Origin of the sequence: Pseudomonas sp. WS 5011 (genome assembly GCF_012985775.1) — a bacterium.
In the GTDB taxonomy this organism is placed as follows: domain Bacteria; phylum Pseudomonadota; class Gammaproteobacteria; order Pseudomonadales; family Pseudomonadaceae; genus Aquipseudomonas; species Aquipseudomonas peli.
In genome coordinates, this window is record NZ_JAAQXA010000004.1 from 187,016 (window position 1) to 210,756 (window position 23,741).

Below are 23,741 nucleotides of genomic sequence, written 5' to 3' on the forward strand. Positions count from 1 at the left end.
CTCAGACCAGTGCAGACAGCCGCACATCGGCCCCTAGTACGCGCAGCAATTGCCCACGGGCATCGAGGATCGGTACCGAAACGGTGAAACAGAAGTCGTCGGTTGCCGATGAGCGATAGACCTGGGTGATATGACTGCACAGGCTATCGGCAGCGGCGCGAAACCACGGACGTTGCTGCCAATTGCGGCCTATGCAGCTGCTGCTTTCGCTGTGGTTCACATCGGCGGCAAAGATGTTTTCGGAGAGCTGCACGCCGCGGTTGTCGACCAGGTAGAACAACTCAAACCGCGCATCACGCTTGAGGGTTTCACCGAGCAGGCGTTCGGCGGTGGCCATATCCGCGCTCATGCCGGGTTGGCTAGCCAGCTGCTCGACACTGGCCTGCACGGCGTGGTGAATCTCCAGGCGAAAATCACCCAGCCCTGCCAGCAGGCGGTCGCCATCCTCGCGCACCGCCTGGCTGTGGTGCAGCACCTGGCTGGCCTTGCCGAGCAATTCGCCGGCGACTCGGGCGATGTTCTGCACGTCACCGTTGATTGAGCGCACGGCTTGGCCGATCTGCTCGGTGCCTGCGGCGATCTGGCCCACTCGGCTGTCCAGGCGATCCATGGCCTGGCGGGTGCTGTCCAGACCACCGCCCACGGCGAGCATGCCATCGCGGCCATCGGCCACGGCCTGGTGCATGTGGCTGCCTGCTTCGGTGAGTTGCTGCATGCCGCTGCGAAAACGCTCGATGATGTCACTGACCTGCGTGGTGGCGTCGGTGGTATGCCCGGCCAGGCGCCGCACTTCCTCGGCCACCACGGCAAAGCCACGGCCATGCTCGCCTGCGCGGGCAGCCTCAATGGCCGCATTCAGCGCGAGCAGGTTGGTCTGCTGGGAAATGCTGGCGATCACCCCGATCACTTTGCTGACCTCTTCGAGCTGGCTAGTCAGTTGTTGAATCACCAGCTCCAGTTGCTGTTCGCTCTTGCCGATCACCTCAACCTGTTGCAGCACCGCCTGGCCGCTCTGTTGGCAACCATGCAGGGTGGCGGTGACTTCAGCGGACAGCTGCGCGACTTCGGCGGCGCCGGGTACCAACTCGGCGTCGAGGGTGGTGGTGACCTGTTCACTGGCGCTGGCGATCAGTTCTGAGGACTGCGCCAACGTTTGCCCACTCTGCTGGTTGGCGGCGGCGATACGTGCCAGTTGTGGGGCATGCGAAGCAATGCCGACTGCTGCGCCCAGGCTGGTGCGGATGCGTTGGTGCAGGCCTGCGCTGAAGTCATTCAGGCGCGACATCCAGCGATAGTTATCGCTCAGGCGGGCGGTGAGGTCGTGCTGGTTGAGCAGCGCATCGAGCGCAATGTCGTCCGTGTTCTTGCGTGGGGTCGAGCGCAATAGCTGAAGCATGGCGAATTCCTTTTAGGGTCTGGCGGTTGTATTGCAAGCCAAGTGCCATCACTGACATGCCGCGTCATGCTGCTGACGCTGGAAAACAGTCGCTGTGGCCGCCCTGTTCTGGTGCTGCAGGTTGTGGTTTGGGCCTCTGTGGTGCTGTTTGCTCGCTACTCGCCGCTCTGCGCCTGAACTTGCGTCTGACGCCTGGGGTCTATGCTGCTCTGACTGTCTGGAGGATATGCCCTTGCCTGTATCGCGTTTGAGTGTTGCCCTGTTGCTCGGCCTGCTGAGTGCAATGGCCCAGGCCCGCGACTATCGCTACAGCGATGCCCATCTGCATTACGTGGATTTCTTTCAAGAAAGCGCGGGCATGACTGAGTTGTTCGAGCAGATGGCGGCCGGCAATATCGAGCATGTGATGCTCTCAGGCATTCCGGTGGCGAAGAAATGGCATGAGGATGAGCCCAAGCGCCCACGTTATTACGCGGGTGATGATGCCAATGCCTATTGGTACAGCGCCACCGATGTGTTGGTTGCACATGCCTACAAACAGGTGCCCGCTGAACAGCGCAAACGCCTGCACCCGTTTCTCTCGGGCTTTAATCCGAACGACAAGAATGCCGATGCACATATCCGCCGCATGCTCGAACTCGACCCAGGGCTGTGGCAGGGCATTGGTGAGGTTTTCACTCGACATGACGACCTCACCGCGCTGATCCATGGTGATGCGCCACGGGCCAACAACGAAGCCCTGGCGCGGGTCTTTCACCTGGCTGCCGAGTACGACCTGCCAGTGATGCTGCATTCCAATATCACTTCCAAGCGCGAACGCAATCCGCTGTACCTGCAGGAAATCGAGGACCCACTGCGCAACCATCCACATGTGCGGTTTATCTGGGCGCATGCCGGTACCAGCATGGAAATTCACCGGCATCAGGAAAAGCTGGAGTTCCTCCTGCCCACCCTGGAGCGGATGCTTAAACAGTACCCCAATCTTTATATCGATCTGTCCTGGACCATGCTTCGCCCCTACCTGCTTGATGCCGAGGGGCAACCAGATCCGGCCTGGGTAAAGTTGGTCAGCAGCTATCCCGCACGCTTTATGCTGGGCTCTGATGTGGTCGGGCGTTTCTCAAGTTTGCCGGACTACATGACAGGCTTTAAGCCGTTTCTCGATGCTTTACCGGAGAAGGTTGCCCATCAGGTGGCGCTCGACAATTTCCTCGCGGTATTGCCACGTAAGGTGCAAGCCGAGATGACTGAGTAGAGCTGTCATAGCCCTGTCACACGGGTGTCATAGGCTCGCGCCATCTAAATAAGGAGCGCGACATGCAATACACCCGTTTCAGTGGCTTGGCCGCACTTGTGTTGATCAGCAGCCTGGCGCACGCCGAAGTGCGTGTTGAAGGTCCGATCGAATACGGCGTTTTCGCCAGTGACTATCAGGACTTTCAGGAAGGTGAGCGGGTGTTGACCCGCAGTAACCAGCAGATTGAGCAAGGCGACGTGATCCCCGCCAAGCTCGGTACCAAGTTCGGCATGCGCTATACCTTGGTCGGCAAGGTGGCGGATGACGCTCCGCTAACTTTGCTCTACCTCACCCCTGGAGTGGTTACTCCGCAAGGCACGCGCCACGACAAATTTGTGGTCACGCAAAAGCTGGTTCCCGGTGCGCCGCAGGATGTCATGGCCTTTGAGTTCACTGAAAAGCATGAAGTGGTGCCAGGTGAGTGGCACTTTATGGTGTTTCAGGATGACCGAAAATTGCTGGAGCAGCGTTTTATCGTGCGTTGAAGTTAGCTGAAGTCGTAATGCTAAACCCGAGCCTTGGCTCGGGTTTTTTATGTGCGAGGGGTCAAGAATCTAGTGCTAGAGTCGATACGGAATCTGTAGATATTGGCTGAAGGTCTTAAGGTCCTTATAAGGATAATGGCCATATGCTATCGAGCAAGCTGCTTCAGAACCGTAAAGGACGGCCGTGATGACCCTAAGAAATATAAACATCGCTCCCCGAGCGTCACTTGGCTTTGGCTTAGTCGCACTTCTTGTGCTGCTGCTGGGCAGCTTCTCCCTGTTGCAAATGTCAGAGATGAACAAGCAGTCTGATGAGGTAAACGAAAACTGGCTGCCCAGCGTGCTGAGCCTGGGTGAGATGAGCCAAGACATTCTAAGGCTGCGAGCTCTGACACTGCGCCTGATGCTTAACAGCGATGAAAGTGCGACTCAGCAGAATCTCGTCCGTGTGGAGGAGTTTAAAAACCAGTTGCACACGGCTCAGAGCAACTATGAAAAATTAATCTCGAGCCCTGAAGAACGCACGATTTACGAGCGTTTCAAACAGGCTGAAAGCAGCTATCTGCAGGAGCAGTCGAAGATCGTGGCCGCTGTCCGTCAAAATGATCTTGATGCTGCACTGGCGGTTGCCAATGGCCAGCTGAATGGGCATGCGGACAGCATGGCCAAAGCCCTCGCTGATTTGTCCGAAATGAATCGAGTGGGAGCCTCCGCAGCGGCTGAAAAGGCTGATCAAGTATTTTCCAGCGCCCGTACATGGGTCATTGTGATGATGCTGGCCGCCCTTGGCCTGACGGTGATTCTGGCGTTGCTGCTGACCCGTAGCATCGTCGCGCCGCTAACCGAGGCGGTACGGGTGGCTGAAGTGGTGGCAGGCGGCAACCTGACTCAATCAATTGAAGTGCAGGGCAGTGATGAGCCAGCACGTTTGCTGAGTGCGCTGAAGACCATGCAGCAAAGCTTGCGTAACACTATCCAAAATATCTCGGACTCCTCTACGCAGCTGGCCTCAGCCTCGGAAGAGCTCAGTGCGGTCACTGAAGACTCCACCCGTGGTTTGCATCAGCAGAACAATGAAATCGAGCAGGCGGCTACCGCGGTCAATGAAATGACCAGTGCCGTGGAGGAGGTTGCGCGTAATGCCGTCAGCACCTCTGAAGCCTCCAGCGAGTCCAATCGTACGGCGCAACATGGCCGCGAGCAGGTGCGCCAGACTGTTGAGTCGATCAGTCATCTGGCGGACGACGTGACCCATACCGCTTCCGAAGTGGAGCAGCTGGCCGGGCAAGTGCGCGATATCAGCAAGGTACTGGATGTGATCCGTTCGATTGCCGAGCAAACCAACCTGCTGGCACTGAACGCTGCGATTGAAGCTGCGCGTGCAGGTGAAGCCGGACGCGGGTTTGCCGTGGTGGCCGATGAAGTAAGGGCCCTGGCGCACCGTACGCAGCAGTCGACCCGTGAAATCGAGCAAATGGTCAGCGGCATCCAGCAGGGCACCGATAAAGCGGTTAACGCCATGCAGAACAGCAACAGCCGTGCCCGTTCAACCCTGGATGTGGCCAAGGCGGCCGGCCAAGCGCTGGATGAGATTGCGGCCGCGATTTCGCAGATCAATGAGCGCAATCTAGTGATCGCCAGCGCTTCGGAAGAACAGGCTCAGGTGGCCCGCGAAGTGGATCGCAACCTGGTGAATATCCGAGATCTGTCGATGCAGTCTTCAGCCGGTGCCAACCAGACCAGTGCGGCCAGCCAGGAGTTGTCACGCCTGGCGGTGGACCTCAATGCACTGGTAGCGCGCTTTTCTATCTGAGTAAGCATGGCGCAAGCCACAATAAAAAAGGCCATCCCGAGGGATGGCCTTTTTTATGCTGCAAACACCGGGTGTGGCTTATTTGCCTGCCCAGCGTTTGAGTACCAGAGTGGCGTTGGTGCCACCGAAGCCGAAGCTGTTGCTCATCACGGTGTCGAGCTTGGCGTTCTCAACGGTGCTGCGCTGGATCGGTAGGTCGGCGATTTCCGGGTCGACTTCGTCGATGTTGACCGAACCGGCGATGAAGTTGCCTTCCATCATCAGCATGCAGTAGATCGCTTCCTGTACGCCGGCGGCGCCCAGGGAGTGACCCGACAGGCTCTTGGTCGAGCTGATGGCGGGCGCCTTGGCACCGAACACTTCCCGTACTGCGCGGCTTTCCGCAACGTCGCCGACCGGAGTCGAGGTGCCGTGGGTGTTCAGGTAATCGATTGGGCTATCGACGGTAGCCAGAGCCTGCTGCATGCAGCGCACTGCGCCTTCGCCGCTCGGGGCGACCATGTCGTAGCCGTCGCTGGTGGCGCCGTAACCGACGATTTCGGCGTAGATCTTGGCGCCGCGCTTGAGTGCGTGTTCCAGTTCTTCGACCACCACCATGCCGCCACCGCCGGCGATAACGAAACCGTCACGCTTGGCGTCGTAAGCACGCGAGGCTTTTTCTGGAGTTTCGTTGTACTGAGTGGAGAGGGCGCCCATGGCGTCGAACAGGAAGCTCTGGCTCCAATGTTCCTCTTCACCACCGCCGGCAAACACTACGTCCTGCTTGCCCAGCTGGATCTGCTCCATGGCATTACCGATGCAATGGGCGCTGGTGGCGCAGGCCGAGGAGATCGAGTAGTTAACGCCCTTGATCTTGAACGGCGTGGCCAGGCAGGCGGACACGGTGCTGCCCATTGTGCGCGGTACGCGATAGGGGCCAACACGCTTGACGCCTTTCTCGCGAAGGATGTCCATGGCCTCCATCTGGTTGAAGGTCGACGCGCCGCCGGAGCCTGCGATCAAGCCCACGCGTGGGTTGGAGATTTCTTCTGCGCTGAGGCCCGAGTCCTTGATCGCCTGCTCCATTGAGAGGTAAGCGAAAGCCGCTGCATCCCCCATGAAGCGATAGACCTTGCGGTCGATCAGCTCTTCCAGGTTGAGGTCAACCGAGCCAGATACCTGGCTGCGCAGGCCCATTTCGGCATAGGCAGGGTTGAAGCGGATGCCTGACTTGCCAGCACGCAGGTTGGCAGAGACGGTGGCTTTGTCATTGCCCAGGCAGGAAACGATGCCCAGGCCGGTAATCACGACGCGACGCATGCAGAGAGTCCTTTAAAAATTGTCGGTAGAAGTAAACAGACCAACGCGCAGGCCTTCGGCGCTGTAAATCTCGCGACCATCAACGCTGACGCTGCCATCGGCAATCGCCAGAACCAGGGAGCGTGCGATGGTGCGTTTGATATGGATGTTGTAAGTGACTTTCTTGGCGGTCGGCAGCACCTGACCGAAGAACTTCACTTCGCCCGAACCCAGGGCACGGCCACGGCCTGGATTGCCCTGCCAGCCAAGGTGAAAGCCCACGAGCTGCCACATGGCATCGAGGCCCAGGCAGCCTGGCATCACCGGGTCGCCTTCGAAATGGCAGGCGAAAAACCACAGATCAGGAGTGATATCGAGCTCGGCGACTATTTCGCCCTTGCCGTACTTGCCGCCGGTGTCGCTGATATGAGTGATGCGATCGATCATCAGCATGTTCGGCGCGGGCAGTTGCGCATTACCTGGGCCGAATAGTTCGCCGCGACCGCAAGCGAGCAGTTCTTCCCGGGTGAAGGCGTTTTGTTTGGTCATGCGAGCTCCTCAATATGTCCCATGCGCCAAGGCTGGGCGAATCGTCCTGGCTGGCGGCACAGTCTGCTGCGCCTGCCAACAGCCTAGTCATAGACTGTTGCGTTGTGGTGAAAGTCACAGCCTTGTGAGTACAGTTGTACTCCGCTCCTGTTGGCCTGTCATAGCGCCCATGCTCATTAGCCTGCAGCAGTTGAGCCTTCTTGACTACCCGTCGATGGTCGAGGGGGCAGCCAGCGCTGCAGGATTCGCTGCAAATCGGCCCGTTTGAAGGGTTTTGCCAGGTAGTCATTCATGCCCGATTGTAAGCAGGCCTCGCGGTCGCCCTGCAAGGCGTTGGCGGTCAGCGCGATGATAGGCAGTTCGCTACAGCCGGGCAGGCGACGGATCTGACGCGTGGCCTCGTATCCGTCCATGATTGGCAGACGGCAATCCATCAGAATCGCTGAATAACGCTGCTGGCTGACCTGATGCACGGCCTGTGCGCCATCTCCAACCAGGCTGACCCGATAGCCCAGGCTGCGCAGCATGGCTTCAATCACGGTCTGGTTGACCGGGTTATCTTCGACCAGCAGCACCGGTTGGCCGTTCCCCTGCTCAGCTGGCAGTGGCGTGTCGCTGATAGCGGGTGCGACGTGCTGGGAAAACGGCAGTGGCACTTCCAGGGTAAATACCGAGCCCTGACCTTCCTGACTGACTGCGCGCAGGGTGCCGCCCATGCGTTCGGCAAGGGTGCGGGCAATTGGCAAACCCAGCCCGGTGCCACCGTAACGTCTTGAAATAGAAGTGTCAGCCTGTTGGAAGGCATCGAACATATGTTCAAGTCGCTCAGGGGATATTCCGATGCCGCTGTCATGCACCGCACAGCTGAACCACAGCACCTGGTTATCCAGCGCCTGCCAGCTGCTGTGCACACGAATATTGCCGGTTTCGGTAAATTTCAATGCGTTGCCGATGAGATTGACCAGAATTTGCCGAATCCGCGTAGGGTCGCCTTGTACCTGTAAGTTCTCCAGGCCACTTTCGGTTTCCAGCAGTAATTGCAGACCACGCTGTTGGGCGCTGTGTTGGAACACCTGAATCGAACTTTGCAGCAGGTCGAGCAGGCAGAAGGGGATGCGTTCGAGTTCCAGTGCGCCGCGTTCGATGCGCGAGAAATCGAGGATGTCGTTGATGACTTTCAACAGGTGTTCAGTGGACTCGGTGGCCAGAGCAGCATATTCGGCCTGCTCCTGAGTCATTTCAGTGGTTTCCAGCAACTGCAGCATGCCCAGCACGCCATTCATCGGGGTGCGCAACTCGTGGCTCATCATCGCCAGGAAGTCGGATTTGGCGCGGTTGGCCAGCTCGGACTGCTCGCGTGCTTGAATCAGCAGGGCCATGGCACGTTGTTGTTCGTCACTGGCGCTGGCCAGGCCGTGGGCGAGGTTGTTGATATGCCGCGCCAGCGCCTGCAACTCACCTTCACCGACTTCGGGCAGGGTGGTCTGGTAGTTGCCAGCCTGAATCGCGCTAACGGCTTCACCCATGGCGCTCAGCGGCTGCGACAGGTGGCGAGCCAGGCGGCGGGCAAGAATAAAGGTCAGGGCCAGGGCGAACAGGGCGAGCAGGGTGGCCTTAAAGAGGATTTCCTGCTGGCGTGTATTGAAGGCGTCGTTAGACATGCCGACGACGACATAGCCCAGGTAGTCATCGGCCAATGCCTGTTGATCAGGGTTGTTCAGCGCTGCACGTTGTAGGTGTATGGGCGCCTGAAACACATCGACCTGGCTGCTTGCGTGGCCGCTGCCTGGGGCTTGCTCAACGTAAACGAGAATTTTACCGGTGTGATCGCGCACTTCCAGAAAGCGCACGTGCGGGGTTTTCAGCGTGGCTTGCAGCAGTGCCTCGAGCACCTCAAGGTTGCCGGAAATGACCCCATAAGTACTGGCCGGGGCTAACTGGCTGGCGATCAACTGACCGTAGTGGTTGACCTCCTGGCGCAGGTCCTGCAGACGTGCAAAGGTGAAGAACCCGGTGAGCAGCAGGGTCAGCAGCAGGGCAGGGCCGACACTGATCAATTGGGTGCGGGTATGGATATTCCAGCCACGACGCAGGATCATCGCGACACTCCGCTGCTGCAAAAAATGTTCGGGCGTTGGAGAACTGGCCGGTTTTGCGCGGTCTCAGAATGAAGCTGGGCTTGGGTGCTGTCGATCACGCCACAACCTTGTTTGCGTTTTAAAGGCTGCATGTTAACTGAGCTGCTTGGCTTTGCCAGTGCCAGGCAACCTGCTAAAAGCTGGTTGCATAGAGGCGCCGCCGTATAATGCGAGCGATTCGCCACTTTCAATGGTTTACCACGGATACGTTATGACTGATCAGCACCCCATCGCCGTGCTTGGCGGCGGTAGCTTCGGCACTGCGATTGCTAATTTGCTAGCCGAAAACGGCCAGCATGTCCTGCACTGGATGCGCGACCCCGAACAGGCCCAGGCGATTCGGCTGACCCGTGAAAACCCGCGTTACCTCAAAGGCATCAAAATTCATCTGGGCGTTGAGCCTGTCACCGACCTGGCGGCGACGTTGAACGCCTGTCAGTTGATCTTCGTCGCCTTGCCCTCCAGTGCATTGCGTCAGGCGCTGCAACCGGTGGCTGAGCTACTCAGCGGCAAGCAGCTGGTCAGCACCACAAAGGGCATCGAGGCGCAGAGCTTTCTGCTGATGAGCCAGATTCTCGAAGACATTGCCCCGCAGGCGCGTATCGGCGTGCTGTCGGGGCCAAACCTGGCGCGTGAGGTGGCCGAGCATGCGCTGACCGCGTCGGTCGTCGCCAGCGAGGACGAAGAACTCTGCCAGCACGTGCAAGCTGCGTTGCACGGGCGCACGTTCCGTGTGTATGCCAGTGCCGATCGTTTTGGCGTCGAGCTGGGTGGTGCGCTGAAGAACGTTTACGCGATCATCGCCGGCATGGCCGCTGCGATGGGCATGGGCGAAAACACCAAGAGCATGCTGATTACCCGCGCTCTGGCGGAAATGACCCGTTTTGCGGTCAAGCTGGGCGCCAACCCCATGACCTTCCTAGGGCTTGCCGGTGTGGGCGATCTGATCGTCACCTGCTCCTCGGCTAAAAGCCGCAATTACCAGGTCGGCTTTGCCCTTGGTGAGGGCTTAAGCCTGGAAGATGCAGTGGCGCGCCTGGGCGAAGTGGCGGAAGGGGTGAACACCATCAAGGTGCTGAAGTCCAAGGCGGAACAGTTACAGGTCTACATGCCCCTGGTGGCGGGCCTGCATGCCATTCTGTTCGAGGGGCGCACGCTGAATCAGGTAATCGGGGCGCTGATGAATGCAGAGCCCAAGACCGACGTTGATTTTATCCCTACCACCGGTTTTTGAGATTCACCTTCTAGACCCTGCAAGGAGATGAGCATGAGTGATGGCAATCAGGAACTGCAGCGCGAATCGATTCTGCTGCGTATCCTCTGGATGGTGATTTTCACCATCGTTTGGCAACTGGCGGAAATCCTCTTGGGCGCTGTGGTGTTGCTGCAACTGGGTTATCGCCTGTTTTACGGTGCGCCGAATGCCGGCCTGCTGGGCTTTGGGGACAGCCTGAGCCAGTACCTGGCGCAGATCGGTCGCTTTGGCACCTTCAACACTGATGAAAAGCCTTGGCCGTTTGCTGACTGGCCAACCCCGCAAGCACCACAAGGTGAGACCCCGCACAGCATTCCTCCGGCGGCCCACCCGGTGCGCGACGAAGAGCCGAAGCTTTGAGTCGTCGGCTTATTGGGGCAAGCCTGTGAAGCTCTGGCTACTGCGCCACGGTGAAGCCGAACCGACTGCGCGCACTGATGCCGAGCGCAACCTGACTCTCTATGGTCGGCAGCAGGTGCGTGAGGCAGCTGCGCAGTTGCTGGAGCGGCCGCTGCAGGCTGTACTGGTGAGCCCCTATGTGCGGGCTCAGCAGACGGCAGATCTAGTCTGCGAAGTCTTGGCCTTTAGCGGTATCCGGCAGACCGTGCCCTGGTTAACGCCGGAGAGTGATCTGCGTCAAGCGCTGCGGGAACTGGACGGTTGTGCGTTCGATGAGCTGTTGTTGGTCACCCATCAGCCGCTGGTTGGCGCTTTGGCGGGCCTGCTGATACATGGTCATCGTCAGCAACCGCTGCCGATGAACACCGCCAGTCTGGCGTTGCTGAAAAGTGATGAGCTGGCCGCTGGGTTGATGGAATTGTCTGCCCACAAGCATCCAAGTCGTTCCTGACGCTTCACTACACACCGAAACATTTCTCCTCTTGCGGGCCGCCTTTGTGCGTGGAATAGTCCAACCAAGCAATTGCTTGGTTGGCTCCACAAAAACAACAAAGGAGGAAGCTCTGTGGCTGATGCAATCCGTTTGCCGCTTGAGGTGTTTTATGAGCGCGAGGCTCGGCACCCGAATAAACGCTACATGGTGCAGCCGCTGCCGGGCGGTCAGCTGCAGGAACTGAGCTGGGCCGACGTCGGCGAGCAGGCACGCCGTGCGGCCAACTGGCTGCGTAGCCGCGAACTGCCTCAGGGTAGCCGCATTGCGATCATTTCCAAGAACTGTGCGCACTGGATCGTCACCGATCTGGCGATCTGGATGGCTGGGCATGTCTCGGTGCCGCTCTATCCCAATCTCACCACCGAGTCGGTAGGCCAGGTGCTGCGCCACTCAGAGGCGGCGCTGGTGTTCGTCGGTAAGCTGGATGATTGGCCAGCAATGGCTCCCGGTGTGCCGCAGGATGTGCCGACCATCGGCCTGCCATTGCGTCCGCAGGGCGAGTTCAGCTTTACCTGGGATGACCTGCAGGCCTGCACGCCGATTCAGGACAACCCCAAGGCGGCTGCCGATCAGCTCGCCACCATCATCTATACCTCCGGTACCACCGGTACGCCGAAAGGGGTGATGCATCACTTCAGCAATTTCGGCTTTGCCGCCAGCCACGCCACTGAGCTGTTTGGCGTTGGCGAGAATGACCGAGTACTTTCTTACTTGCCGCTGTGCCATGTGGCCGAGCGCATGTTTGTCGAGCTGGCATCCATTTACGCTGGGCAGACAATCTTCTTTGCCGAGAGCCTGGAAACCTTCCTTGAAGACCTCAAGCGCGCGCGGCCGACGGTGATGTTTGGTGTGCCGCGTATCTGGACCAAATTCCAGATGGGCGTCTACAGCAAGATGCCGGCCGAGAAGCTGGATTTCCTGCTCAAGCTGCCCATCATCGGCCGCATCATCGGCAAGAAAGTGCTGGTTGGTCTGGGCTTGGATGCCGTGCGCTACGCCCTGTCTGGCGCCGCGCCGGTACCCGAAGCGTTGCTCAACTGGTACAAGCGCCTGGGCTTGGATGTGCTGGAGGTGTACGGCATGACCGAGAACTGCGGTTACTCCCATGTATGCCGGCCGGGCAAGTTCAAACAAGGCTGGATCGGTCAGAACAGCCCTGGCGTCGAAGTGCGCATCGCCGAGGATGGCGAAGTGCAGGTGCGCAGCGGTGCGACCATGCAGGGCTACTACAAAGATCCTGAGAAAACCGCAGAAACCATCACGTCCGATGGCTTTCTGCGCACCGGTGACAAAGGCGAGCAGGACAGCGAAGGCAATCTTCGCCTTACCGGTCGGATCAAGGAAATCTTCAAGACCAGCAAAGGCAAGTACGTTGCCCCAGCGCCGATTGAGAATCTGCTCGGCGAGCACTCACGCATTGAACAGGTGTGCGTGGTGGGCGATGGCATGCCACAACCCATGGCACTTTGCGTGCTTTCCGATGTGGGGCGCAGTGAGGCTTCCAGCGGGCGTGGCGAGTTGGAAAGCAGCCTGAAAAAACTGCTGGAAGAGGTCAATCAGAGCCTCGACAAGCATGAGCGCCTTCAACGTCTGGTGTTGGTCAAGGAGGTCTGGGCGGTTGAGAACGGCTTCCTCACGCCAACTCTGAAGATCAAGCGCGCAGTGGTCGAAGGCACGTATGGCGGGCGCTTCAGTGAATGGACCGAACGCAGTGAAGCGGTGCTCTGGCACGAGTGATCAGGTGCGTGGCCGGCATGCATCATGCCGGCCACGTTCTGGCTGAATCGACCCTAAAGGACTGACTATGGCCCTCTGGCAGCAAACTCCGAACCTGGCTCAGCTCAATGGCTTTCTGAAGAACACCATTGGTGAGCAACTTGATATCCGTTTCGATGCCTTCGATGACGAGTCGTTGACCGCCAGCATGGTGGTCGATGCACGTACCCACCAACCCTACGGCCTGCTGCATGGCGGCGCCTCCGTGGTGCTGGCGGAAACCCTCGGTTCCACCGCCAGCCACCTGTGCATCGACAGCAGCAAGTTTAACTGCGTAGGCCTGGAAGTGAACGCCAACCACCTGCGTGGCGTGCGCAGCGGCCGGGTCACCGCGGTAGCTCGGCCGGTTCACCTAGGGCGTACCACCCATGTCTGGGACATCCGTTTGACGGGTGAGGATGGCAAGGCCAGCTGCATTTCCCGGCTGACCATGGCCATTGTACCGCTGGGGGAGAATGGCCCTGCGCTGCGTTAATCCGTAAAGCCCGCCACTGCCGCTCCGGCTGGCGGGCCTCCCATCAGCTTTGGCTATAGTGCCGTCATTCACTGGCCGTTTTGTCATTGCTGCATCTCAAACACTGCCGGACAATCATCGGCAACTTTCCAGATAAGCCCGCCGCCATGACCCAGTCCGTGTTCTTCGCCCATGCCAACGGCTTTCCCTCGGCCACCTACGGCAAGCTGTTTGCCGCATTGGCGCCTGACTATTCGGTGCAGCACCTGGAGCAACACGGGCATGACCCGCGTTTTCCGGTGAATGACAACTGGAGCAATCTGGTTGATGAGCTGATCCATCACCTTGAGGCTAACCAGCAGCCGGTCTGGGGTGTGGGGCATTCGCTGGGCGGCGTGCTGCATTATCACGCCGCGTTGCTACGCCCCGAGCTTTACCGTGGGGTGGTGATGCTTGATTCGCCAGTCCTGACCCTGGCGGACAAGATGGTGATTCGCGCGGCCAAACGCTTTGGCTTTATCGACCGCATCACCCCAGCCGGGCGCACCCTGGGCCGGCGTGAGGAGTTTGTCGACTTGGCCGAGGCGCGCGGTTATTTCGCCGGTAAAGGCCTGTTCCGCCGCTTTGATCCCGAATGCCTGGACGCCTATGTGCAACACGGCCTGCAAACTGCGGGCAATAGCCTGCGCCTGCGTTTTGATCCGGCTACGGAAATCAGCATCTACCGCAGCGTGCCGCACACCAGTCCGGGGCGGCCGCAGCAGTTGAAGGTACCGCTGGCCATGGTGCGTGGCCGGCACAGCCGCGTGGTCATGCCGCATCACGCCCATCTGGTGCGTCGCGTGCCGAAGGGCGAATACCTGACGCTACCTGGCGGCCATATGTTTCCCCTGGAACGCCCGCAGGACACCGCCGAGCTCTTGAAAAAGCTGTTCCAGCGCTGGGCCGGACAACCGGCAAGTGAGCAACGCGCATGAGCCTGGCATTCGAAGAAGTGCGCCTGCGTCTACCGCATATCGAACTGGCTGCCCATCTGTATGGCCCGGAAGACGGCGTGCCGGTGATCGCCCTGCATGGCTGGCTGGACAACGCTGCCAGCTTCGCCCGCCTGGCGCCGTTGTTGCCGGGGCTGCGTATCGTGGCCCTGGATTTCGCCGGCCACGGCCATTCTGATCACCGTCCACCAGGTGGTAGCTACGCCATCTGGGACTATGCCCACGATGTGCTGCAGGTTGCCGAACAGTTCGGCTGGCAGCGGTTTTCCCTGCTCGGGCACTCCATGGGCGCGATTGTGTCGGTGCTGTTGGCCGGGGCGATGCCGGAGCGAATTGCGCGATTGGCGCTGATTGATGGGCTGATTCCCTACACCGGTGAAGCTGACACGGCGCCGCAGAAACTCGGCGAAGCGCTCAAGGCGCAGTTGGCATTGGCCGGCAAGAGCAAGCCGGTGTACGCCGAGTTCGACCGGGCGGTGCAAGCGCGTATGCGTGGGGTAGGGGCGGTCAGCCGTGAAGCTGCAGAACTACTGGCTCAGCGTGGCCTGATGCCGGTGCCCGGTGGTTATACCTGGCGCACCGACAGCCGGCTGACCCTGCCATCACCGCTGCGCCTGACCCAGGCCCATGCACTGGCGTTTGTGCGCAGTCTGCAATGCCCGGCCAAACTGGTGATGGCGCAGCAGGGCATGCTGCTGGCGCAGCCGAGCATGACTCAACTGGTCGAGGACCTGCCTATCGAGGTGTCACAGTTGCCTGGCGGTCATCATCTGCATCTGGATGACGACGAGGGTGCAGGCTTGGTAGCAGACTGTTTCAAAGCATTCCTGGCTGCGCCTTGACTTGTTAAAGGCAACTGGGGAAAGGTGTGGGCGATAGCCACGGAGATTCGCATGATCGACCTGTATACCGCCGCCACCCCCAACGGCCATAAAGCGTCCATCGCACTGGAAGAGTTACAGCTGCCGTACACCGTGCAGGCTTTGAGTTTCGACAAGCAGGAACAGAAGGCCGCGGCCTTTCTCAAGATCAATCCCAATGGCCGTATTCCGGCGATTGTCGACCGCGCTAATGATGATTTCGCGGTGTTCGAGTCCGGCGCCATTCTGCTGTACCTCGCCGAGAAAACCGGTCAGCTGCTGCCCAGCGATGCCAAGGGGCGCTCGCGGGTGATTCAGTGGTTGATGTTCCAGATGGGCGGGGTCGGCCCCATGCAGGGCCAGGCCAATGTGTTCTTCCGCTATTTCCCGGAGAAGCTGCAAGGCCCGATCGACCGTTATCAGCACGAAACCCGCCGTCTTTATGAAGTGCTCGACACGCGCCTTGGCGAGTCACAATACCTGGCTGACGATTACAGCATCGCTGACATTGCCACCTACCCCTGGGTGCGTATCCACGACTGGGCCGGTGTATCCGTCGACGGTCTTGAGCATCTGCAGCGCTGGATGGCTGAAGTGGCTGCACGTCCTGCAGTGCAGCGCGGTTTGCTGGTGCCACAGCGCGAAGCTGATGGTGAAAAAGTTGTCAAAGCCGCCCAAGCGATGTTGATCAAATGAGCCGCGCTAATCGTTACAGCCTTGGTTTGAGCCTGCTGCTGGTCAGCGCCATGGCCTGCGCTGATGTCCCAGGCAGCCAGGATCTCGATGTCCTGCCACGCTTTGCAAACAGCAAGATTGTCACTTTCAAAAACCTCGCCGAGCAGGAGCGTATTTACCCGCAGGGTGCGATTCGCCGTATCAGTGGCACCTTGCGCTATGAGCGTGAGGTGACGGCGCAGGGTCCACTGACCGCCGTGACCTATGAGCTGCCACGTACCCACTCGGCCAATGAAGCCTTTGCTCACGCCCGTGAGGCCCTGCAGGCGCAGGATGCGCAGTTGCTCTACTGGTGTGTGGGCCGTGAATGTGGTTCCAGCAGCCTGTGGGCCAACGCGGTATTCGGCAATGCCACCCTGACCGGTTCCGATGATCAGCAGAGCTATGCCTTGCTGCGATTGGCCGCGCCACGCCAGGACAGCCTGCTGGCGCTGTACAGCATTACCCGTGGCAACAAGCGCGCCTATCTGCATAGTGAACTGCTGGCGGCCAACGCGCCGTTACCCGAGCTGTTGCCGACACCGGCCACCTTGCAGCGTCAGCTCAAGGGCAGCGGTGAACTGCGCATCAGCCAGCAGGTCGAACCCAGCACGGTCTGGGTTGAACTGCTGGCACGCACGCTCAAACTCGACAGCACACTGCGTATCAGCATCAGTGGCGCTCAGGCCGAGGCCTGGCGCGAAGCCCTGATCGAACAGCGCGTGCGCGCCAGTCGCCTGGAGTTGGGTGAGCCTGATGCCAGTGGTGTGCAACTCAACGTGCTGCGTTAAACGCCTATTTGCCGGTAACCTTGCCGTACTTCACTCTTTCGGCTCTGCCCCCTGTGGCAGAGCCTTTTTGCGTTTTGCCGGGAGCTATTTGAATGGCCAATAACGATCGCCTGCTGGTGCAGATCCTGCTGTTGGCCTTGCTGGGCGCCAGCCTGTGGGTGTTGGCACCGTTTTGGTCGGCACTGTTCTGGGCGGCGGTGCTGTCGTTTGCCAGCTGGCCGGTAATGCGTGTGCTGACCCGTTTGCTCGGTGGCCGCCAGGCCACGGCCGCCGGTGTGCTGACCCTGGTGTGGACCCTGTTGGTGGCCGTGCCGCTGATCATGCTTGGGCTGAATCTGGCTGATCACATCAAGGATTTGACCGGCCTGCTCAAGGATTTTCAGGTCGATGGCCTACCGCCGGCGCCGACCTGGTTGGTCGAGGTGCCGTTGATCGGGACCAATCTGTTGGGCTTCTGGCAAACCATCGATCAACAGGGCGCCGCACTGTTCGCCACGGTGCAGCCGTACCTGGGGCAGGTGGGCAACTGGTTGCTGGCACGCAGTGCGCGGATTGGCGGCGGCATGGTCGAACTGGCCCTGAGCCTGGTGCTGGTGTTCTTCTTCTACCGCGATGGCCCACGTCTGGCGGCCTTTGCCGAGAGCCTGCTGGAGCGCTTGATCGGTGATCGCGCCGAGCATTACCTGGAGCTGGTCGCCGGCACCGTGCAACGGGTGGTCAACGGGGTAATCGGAACCGCAGCAGCGCAAGCCATTCTGGCCTGGATCGGCTTTACCATCGCCGGGGTACCGGGCGCTTTGATACTGGGCATTATGACCTTCGGTTTCAGCCTGATCATGGTGCCACCGCTGATCTGGGGGCCCGCCGTGGCCTGGTTGTTCTGGCAGGGCGAAGTCGGCATGGGCATCTTCCTGCTGGTCTGGGGCTTCTTCGTGATTAGCGGCGTGGACAACATCCTCAAACCTTATTTGATCAGCCGTGGCGGCAACCTGCCGCTGATCGTGGTGTTGCTCGGGGTCTTCGGCGGCATCCTGGCATTTGGCTTTATGGGCCTGTTCCTCGGTCCAACCTTGTTGGCCGTGGCCTATAGCCTGCTGAGCGATTGGGTCGGCGCACCGCCTGGCCAGCCAGTAACGCAACAGCCCGAGAACCGCGACACAGCGCACAGCTGATAGCACTTGCGGCCAACCTGCCGAGTTGTTCGAGCGGGTTGGCATTTTCAGTGGGTTTCCTGCTACGCCCGCTTGGTCGCCGCCAAGCCGGGTGGTAGCCTTGCCGCGCTTTGCAGCGGCCATTTGCGGCTGCACCTCAAGCCATATGCCGCGCCCCTGGCGTTGCCTGCGGCAACAGGGAAGACCCTCAACCAAGCAACGGACATACCCCATGAAGAAAATTCTAGGCAGCGCCATCGGCGTTATTGTCGCCCTTGGCGCATTGAGCACGGCTGGCGCCTGGTACACCGGCCAGCAGCTGCCCGAAGTGCTGGGTACCTCGATCAAGAAGGCCAACGAGGACATGGCCAAAACCCTGCCAGCCGTCGGTTTCAGCGCCACGGTCGAGCTGCTTTCACTGCAGCAGCAGCTGTTCAGCAGTGATGCGCGTTACCGCATCAAACTGGTCGGCAGTCTGGATGGCGAGGCCCCGGCCAACTTCGAATGGACGGTGACGGATCATATCGAGCACGGCCCTTTCCCGCTGTCGCGGCTCAAGGCACTCAAGTTGCTGCCCGTAATGGCCACCAGCAATTACGCCTTGGAGCGCAGCCCCGAGCTGGAGAAGTGGTTCGCCGCCAGCCAGGACGGTGCGCCGCTGCAAGGTCAGGTCAGCCTCGGGTATGACAGCTCGATGCAAGGTGACATGCGCTTGCAGCCGCTGCAGATGGATCTGGATGAGCAGACACGCATCGATTTCAGTGGCCTGAACATCGACTTTGACACCACGGCCGATGCAGAGCAGATCGCCGCCAGCGGCGTGATGGACAGTTTCAAGGTCAGCGCCAAATTGGCCAGCGATGAAAGCATGCGCCTTGAGTTCAAGGGCATGAACCTCAGCAGCAACACCCGCAAGGGCGTCAGCGATTTCTACCTGGGGCAGAACGAGGTGCGTCTGCAGCAGATCGAGCTGCAGATTGGCGAGAACGCGCCCATCCTGTTCAAGGATTTCGTCCAGCGTGATGAAACCAGCGAAGCCAACCAGCAGCTCTCGGCGCGTTACAGCTATGACGTCGGCATGATCAGCTACCAAGGCACCGACATCGGCTCCTCGCAGATGCTCTGGACCGTGAAGAACCTCGACGCAGCTGCCCTGCAATCGATGGTTGAGCTGTACGGCACATTGCTCAAGGACGGTAAGGTCGACAGTGAAAGCGGTATGCCTGAGCTGACCGACGCACAGACTGCGCAGTTCAAGACTGACCTGGAAAAACTGCTGGCCGGTAAACCGGGTCTGGCCCTGGAAAAACTGGCATTCAAAACCGCCAACGGCGAGAGCAGCTTCAGCTTTGGCTTGGACCTGAACAAGCCGGTGTCCTTCGACCTGCCAGCGCCTGAACTGGCCAAGCAGCTGATCGCTCAGCTGGATGCCAAGTTGCGGGTGTCCAAGGCGATGATTACTGATGTGATTGGCGTGCAGGCCACCTTGGCTGGGGAAACCGACAACGAAGCAATTGCTCAGCAGGCTGCAATGGTCGGTGAAATGGCCAGCGGTATGGCGGTAGCCAGCGAGTTGGCCGTGCTGCAGGGCGAGGACATCAGCTCCAGCCTGCATTACGCCAATGACCAGGTGACCTTCAACGGCAAGCAGATGACTGTGGAGCAGTTCGTCGCGCTGGCCATGAGCAGTGGCGGTGGTTTGGCGGGCATGGCCCCTGAAGCCCCGGCCGAGGAAATGCTGCTGGAAGAAAGCGAGGCTGAAAGCCCCATTCAGTAACGCCTTCAGCGTTACGTTCTAGGCGTAGCGAGCGACATATACGGCCAGACGACCTGCAAAGCAGGGCGCCTGGCCGTTTTTGTTTGTCTGTGGCCTGCGATCTTTACGTTTTCTTTATGCCGGGCGGCATCGCTCGCACTCGTTCCTTTACGCCCTGGTTGCCGACAATTTGCCCCAAGCGGTAGCCACCGTAACAAGGAGCAAACACATGAGCATTCTCGACGGGGTGTCCCTAGGCCTGGCCTTGGGACTTTTCATCTATTTGTTGGTTGCGCTACTGCGCGCGGATCAGGCGTAGGGGCGCATATGCACAGTTACGATTTCACTTTGATCCTGGCGTTCTTCGTCCTGGTTCTGCTGCCGGCGCCCTTTGTCGGGCGTTACCTGTACCGCGTGATGGAGGGCGAGAAAACCTGGCTCAGCCCCGTGCTACAACCGGTCGAGCGGCTGTGCTACCGGATTGCCGGTGTCGATAGCAGCCGCGAGCAGGACTGGAAAACCTACAGCCTGGCGTTGCTGGCCTTCACCCTGATCAGCCTGCTGACGCTGTTCGCCATTCTGATGCTGCAAGGTAGTTTGCCGCTCAACCCGCAGCAATTGCCGGGGTTGGAGTGGACGCTGGCGTTCAACACCGCTGTGAGTTTCGTCACCAATACCAACTGGCAGGCGTACAGCGGCGAAGCGCAGATGAGCTATTTCAGCCAGATGGTTGGCCTGGGCGTGCAGAACTTCGTCAGCCCGGCGGTTGGCCTGGCCGTGCTGGTGGTGTTCTGCCGGGGTATCGCGCGGCCTTCGAGCAACAGTGTCGGCAACTTCTGGGTCGACCTGACCCGCGCCACGCTCTACGGCCTGCTGCCGTTCTGCCTGGTTCTGGCGCTGTTTCTGGTGTGGCAGGGCGTGCCGCAGACCTTCCTCGAATACGTCACCGCACACACCATCGGCGGCACCGATCAGGTTGTACCACTGGGTCCTGCAGCCAGCCAGATTGCCATCAAGCAGCTGGGCACCAACGGCGGCGGCTTCTTCGGCGTCAACTCGGCGCATCCGTTCGAGAACCCAACGGCCTGGAGCAACCTGTTCGAGGTGGCCTCGATCATCCTGATTCCTGCTGCGCTGCTGTTCACCTTTGGCCATTACGTCAAAGACCTGCGCCAGAGCCGCGCGCTGTTGGCTTGCATGCTGATTTTGTTCAGTGTCGGTCTGGGCGGCACGCTGTATGCCGAGCATCAGCCGAACCCTGCGCTGGCCGCATTGCCGATTGAGCAAAGCGGTTCGCTGGAAGGCAAGGAAAGCCGCTTCGGTACCACGGCCTCGGCGTTGTGGGCGGTGACCACCACGGCCGCGTCCAACGGCTCGGTCAACGCCATGCACGACAGTTTCAGCGCGCTGGGCGGGATGATCCCGATGTTCAACATGATGCTTGGCGAAGTGATCTTCGGCGGTGTCGGTGCTGGCCTCTACGGCATGCTGCTGTTTGTGCTGATCGCGGTATTTCTCGCCGGCCTGATGATCGGCCGCACCCCGGAATACCTCGGCAAAAAGCTTGAAGCCCGCGAAGTGCGCTTGCTGGTTGCCACCTTGCTGGTGATGCCGATTGGTGTGCTGGTATTCGGCGCGCTGGCGGCCAGCCTGCCGGGCCCGGCGGCCTCGGTCACCAACCCAGGCGCCCACGGCTTTAGCCAGATTCTTTATGCCTACACCTCGGGTACCGCCAACAACGGCTCGGCCTTTGGCGGCTTTGGCGCCAACACGCCGTACCACAACCTGATGATTGGTCTGGCCATGTTGCTCGGTCGTTTCGGCTACATCCTGCCGATTCTGGCGATTGCCGGCAGCCTGGCGGCGAAGAAGCGCGCGCCGGTGGGCAGCAACAGCTTCCCGACCCACGGCCCGCTGTTTGTCACCTTGCTGACCCTGACCATTCTGCTGGTCGGCGGCCTGACTTTCCTGCCGGCACTGGCCCTGGGCCCGATTGCCGAGCACATGACCATGTTCCAGGGCTTCTAAGGGAGAACCATGATGAACGCCCGTACCGAACCGGCGCTGAACAGCGCCCAGCAACAACCGAAAACCTCGCTCGCAGCGCTGTGGAAACCGGCGCTGCGCCAGGCCTTCGTCAAGCTTGATCCACGCCAGCTGCTGCGCTCACCGGTAATGCTGGTGGTCGAGCTGACGGCCGTGGTGACCACCGTGCTGTGTTTTATCCCTAACCCACAGGTTTCTACCGGTCTGGCCGTGCAGATCGCTCTGTGGTTGTGGTTTACCGTGCTGTTTGCCAACTTCGCCGAAGCGCTCGCTGAAGGCCGGGGCATGGCCCGCGCTGACAGCCTCAAGGCCGGCAGCCAGGGTCTGAATGCGCGGCGCAAGAATGGTCAGCAGTTCGAGACCGTGGCGGCCAGCAGCCTGCGCCGGGGCGATATCGTGCGGGTCGAGGCCGGCGAACTGATCCCTGGTGACGGCGAAGTCGTCGAAGGCATCGCCGCAGTCAACGAAGCGGCGATTACCGGCGAATCCGCGCCGGTGATTCGTGAGTCCGGCGGCGACCGTTCGGCCGTCACCGGCAACACCCGAGTGGTCTCCGACTGGTTGCTGGTGCAGATCACCGCCAACCCCGGCGAGTCTACCCTGGACCGGATGATCGCCCTGGTTGAAGGTGCCAAGCGGCAGAAGACGCCTAACGAAGTGGCGCTGGATATCCTGCTGATCGGCCTGACCCTGATCTTCCTGCTGGTGGTGGCCACGCTGCAGCCGTTCGCCCGTTTTGCCGACGGCGACCTGCCGCTGGTGTACCTAGTGGCGCTGCTGGTGACGCTGATTCCGACCACTATTGGTGGGCTGCTCTCGGCCATCGGCATCGCCGGCATGGATCGTCTGGTACGCCTCAACGTCATCGCCAAGTCCGGCCGCGCGGTGGAAGCGGCGGGGGACGTGCATGTGCTGCTGCTCGACAAGACCGGCACCATCACCTTCGGTAACCGCCGTTGCAGCGCGCTGTACAAAGCGCCGGGGGTACCGGGCAAGCAACTCAGCGACGCGGCGTTGCTGGCTTCGCTGGCGGACGACACCGCAGAAGGCAAGTCGATTGTCGAATACCTGCGTGCGCTGAATACCATGGTTGAGCCTGAGCGCAGTGCGATCAAATCGATTGCCTTCAGTGCCGAGACGCGCCTGTCCGGCGCCGACTACAACGGCCACAGCTACCGCAAGGGTGCAGTGGATGCGGTGCTGCTTTATCTGGGCATCCAGCGCAGCGACGTGCCGCCGGTATTGGCCCGTGAAATCGAAAAGATCGCCCAGAGCGGCGGCACTCCCTTGCTGGTAGCCGGTGATGGTCAGTTGCTCGGCGCCATTCATCTCAAGGACGTGGTCAAGCCGGGTATTCGCGAACGCTTTGCCGAGCTGCGTGCCATGGGCATCCGCACCGTGATGGTGACCGGCGACAACCCGCTGACCGCCGCCGCCATTGCCGCCGAAGCAGGCGTCGATGACGTGATTGCTGAAGCCACCCCGGAAAAGAAGCTGCAGCGCATCCGCAGTGAACAAGCCGAAGGCAAGATGGTCGCCATGTGCGGCGACGGTGCCAACGACGCACCGGCCCTGGCCCAGGCCGATGTGGGCCTGGCGATGAACGATGGCACTCAGGCAGCGCGTGAGGCGGCCAATCTGGTCGACTTGGACAGTGATCCGACCAAGCTGCTCGACGTGGTGCAGGTAGGCAAGGAGCTGCTGGTGACCCGCGGCGCGCTGACCACCTTCTCGGTGGCCAACGATGTGGCCAAGTACTTCGCCATCCTCCCGGCGCTGTTTACCGGCATCTACCCGCAGCTTGGCGCGCTCAACCTGATGCAGCTGCACAGCCCGCAGAGCGCGATCCTCTCGGCCATCGTGTTCAACGCGCTGATCATCGTAGCGCTGATTCCGCTGGCCCTGCGCGGGGTGCGTGTACAGGCCGCCGATGCTGCCAGCCTGCTGCGCCGCAACCTGTTGATCTACGGCCTGGGCGGCCTGGTGGCGCCCTTTGTCGGGATCAAGCTGATTGATCTGTTGTTGGTGGCCGTCGGCCTCGTTTAAGCAAGCGCGATCCGTAGCCCGGATGAACTCCGGGCTCGGATTGCATCCG

At 60.3% G+C, this 23,741-nt stretch carries 20 protein-coding genes and 1 pseudogene; 17 read left to right on the plus strand and 4 right to left on the minus strand.

Annotated elements, in window-relative coordinates:
• Position 1: 1 nt before the first annotated feature.
• Entirely contained in the window at positions 2-1,396 is a 1,395-nt protein-coding gene (locus HBN63_RS06435) for a methyl-accepting chemotaxis protein (protein WP_170048816.1), read from the minus strand.
• A 226-nt stretch (positions 1,397-1,622) separates the two neighbouring features.
• On the opposite strand from HBN63_RS06435, the gene HBN63_RS06440 reads away from it, so the two are divergent.
• From HBN63_RS06440 to HBN63_RS06450, 3 genes are all read left to right on the plus strand, one after another.
• Positions 1,623-2,651, plus strand: coding sequence for an amidohydrolase family protein (locus tag HBN63_RS06440; RefSeq protein WP_090253339.1), 1,029 nt, complete (start codon positions 1,623-1,625; stop codon positions 2,649-2,651).
• Positions 2,652-2,713: 62 nt separating this feature from the next.
• On the plus strand, positions 2,714-3,178 hold the full coding sequence (locus HBN63_RS06445) for a DUF3859 domain-containing protein (protein ID WP_167144743.1): 465 nt from the start codon (positions 2,714-2,716) through the stop codon (positions 3,176-3,178).
• 187 nt (positions 3,179-3,365) lie between these two features.
• Positions 3,366-4,991 (plus strand): methyl-accepting chemotaxis protein, encoded by a 1,626-nt coding sequence (locus HBN63_RS06450; RefSeq protein ID WP_170048817.1) that lies wholly within the window; start codon positions 3,366-3,368, stop codon positions 4,989-4,991.
• A gap of 78 nt (positions 4,992-5,069) precedes the next feature.
• On the opposite strand, the gene fabB is transcribed toward HBN63_RS06450, so the two are convergent.
• The 3 genes and pseudogenes from fabB to HBN63_RS06465 all read right to left on the minus strand — a co-directional run bounded on the left by fabB (position 5,070) and on the right by HBN63_RS06465 (position 8,917).
• Positions 5,070-6,290, minus strand: a complete 1,221-nt coding sequence (gene fabB, locus HBN63_RS06455; protein ID WP_160087208.1) for a beta-ketoacyl-ACP synthase I — start codon at positions 6,288-6,290, stop codon at positions 5,070-5,072.
• Positions 6,238-6,818 (minus strand): annotated as a pseudogene (gene fabA, locus HBN63_RS06460) (3-hydroxyacyl-[acyl-carrier-protein] dehydratase FabA). Before fabA ends, fabB begins: the two are co-directional and overlap by 53 nt.
• Positions 6,819-6,994: 176 nt before the next feature.
• Positions 6,995-8,917, minus strand: a complete 1,923-nt coding sequence (locus HBN63_RS06465; RefSeq protein ID WP_170048818.1) for a response regulator — start codon at positions 8,915-8,917, stop codon at positions 6,995-6,997.
• Between the two features lie 250 nt (positions 8,918-9,167).
• Here HBN63_RS06465 and HBN63_RS06470 point away from each other — a divergent pair, with 250 nt between their 5' ends.
• The 14 genes from HBN63_RS06470 (at position 9,168) to kdpB (ending at position 23,692) form a co-directional block, all read left to right on the plus strand.
• Entirely contained in the window at positions 9,168-10,190 is a 1,023-nt protein-coding gene (locus HBN63_RS06470; RefSeq protein ID WP_170048819.1) for an NAD(P)H-dependent glycerol-3-phosphate dehydrogenase, read from the plus strand.
• 33 nt (positions 10,191-10,223) lie between these two features.
• Positions 10,224-10,571, plus strand: coding sequence for a DUF4389 domain-containing protein (locus HBN63_RS06475; protein WP_090253357.1), 348 nt, complete (start codon positions 10,224-10,226; stop codon positions 10,569-10,571).
• A 25-nt stretch (positions 10,572-10,596) separates the two neighbouring features.
• Positions 10,597-11,061 (plus strand): phosphohistidine phosphatase SixA, encoded by a 465-nt coding sequence (sixA, locus tag HBN63_RS06480; protein ID WP_170048820.1) that lies wholly within the window; start codon positions 10,597-10,599, stop codon positions 11,059-11,061.
• 114 nt (positions 11,062-11,175) lie between these two features.
• Complete coding sequence (locus tag HBN63_RS06485; RefSeq protein ID WP_170048821.1) at positions 11,176-12,840, plus strand: AMP-binding protein; 1,665 nt, start codon at positions 11,176-11,178, stop codon at positions 12,838-12,840.
• A gap of 67 nt (positions 12,841-12,907) precedes the next feature.
• Positions 12,908-13,354, plus strand: a complete 447-nt coding sequence (locus HBN63_RS06490; RefSeq protein WP_170048822.1) for a hotdog fold thioesterase — start codon at positions 12,908-12,910, stop codon at positions 13,352-13,354.
• A gap of 146 nt (positions 13,355-13,500) precedes the next feature.
• Complete coding sequence (locus HBN63_RS06495) at positions 13,501-14,310, plus strand: alpha/beta hydrolase (RefSeq protein WP_170048823.1); 810 nt, start codon at positions 13,501-13,503, stop codon at positions 14,308-14,310.
• Positions 14,307-15,170, plus strand: coding sequence for an alpha/beta fold hydrolase (locus HBN63_RS06500; RefSeq protein ID WP_170048824.1), 864 nt, complete (start codon positions 14,307-14,309; stop codon positions 15,168-15,170). Before HBN63_RS06495 ends, HBN63_RS06500 begins: the two co-directional genes overlap by 4 nt.
• 51 nt (positions 15,171-15,221) lie before the next feature.
• On the plus strand, positions 15,222-15,884 hold the full coding sequence (locus HBN63_RS06505; RefSeq protein WP_170048825.1) for a glutathione S-transferase N-terminal domain-containing protein: 663 nt from the start codon (positions 15,222-15,224) through the stop codon (positions 15,882-15,884).
• 50 nt (positions 15,885-15,934) lie between these two features.
• Positions 15,935-16,693 (plus strand): DUF4892 domain-containing protein, encoded by a 759-nt coding sequence (locus tag HBN63_RS06510; RefSeq protein WP_262498897.1) that lies wholly within the window; start codon positions 15,935-15,937, stop codon positions 16,691-16,693.
• A gap of 92 nt (positions 16,694-16,785) precedes the next feature.
• The gene (locus HBN63_RS06515; RefSeq protein ID WP_170048827.1) at positions 16,786-17,865 is read left to right on the plus strand and encodes an AI-2E family transporter; all 1,080 of its coding nucleotides are present in this window, start codon (positions 16,786-16,788) and stop codon (positions 17,863-17,865) included.
• A 211-nt stretch (positions 17,866-18,076) separates the two neighbouring features.
• Positions 18,077-19,621, plus strand: a complete 1,545-nt coding sequence (locus tag HBN63_RS06520; protein WP_170048828.1) for a YdgA family protein — start codon at positions 18,077-18,079, stop codon at positions 19,619-19,621.
• A gap of 208 nt (positions 19,622-19,829) precedes the next feature.
• On the plus strand, positions 19,830-19,919 hold the full coding sequence (gene kdpF, locus HBN63_RS06525) for a K(+)-transporting ATPase subunit F (protein WP_090253391.1): 90 nt from the start codon (positions 19,830-19,832) through the stop codon (positions 19,917-19,919).
• Positions 19,920-19,927: 8 nt separating this feature from the next.
• Positions 19,928-21,628: a potassium-transporting ATPase subunit KdpA gene (gene kdpA / locus HBN63_RS06530; RefSeq protein ID WP_170048829.1), complete on the plus strand. Its 1,701-nt coding sequence runs from the start codon at positions 19,928-19,930 to the stop codon at positions 21,626-21,628.
• Between the two features lie 12 nt (positions 21,629-21,640).
• Positions 21,641-23,692: a potassium-transporting ATPase subunit KdpB gene (kdpB, locus tag HBN63_RS06535; RefSeq protein ID WP_170048830.1), complete on the plus strand. Its 2,052-nt coding sequence runs from the start codon at positions 21,641-21,643 to the stop codon at positions 23,690-23,692.
• Positions 23,693-23,741 lie beyond the last annotated feature (49 nt).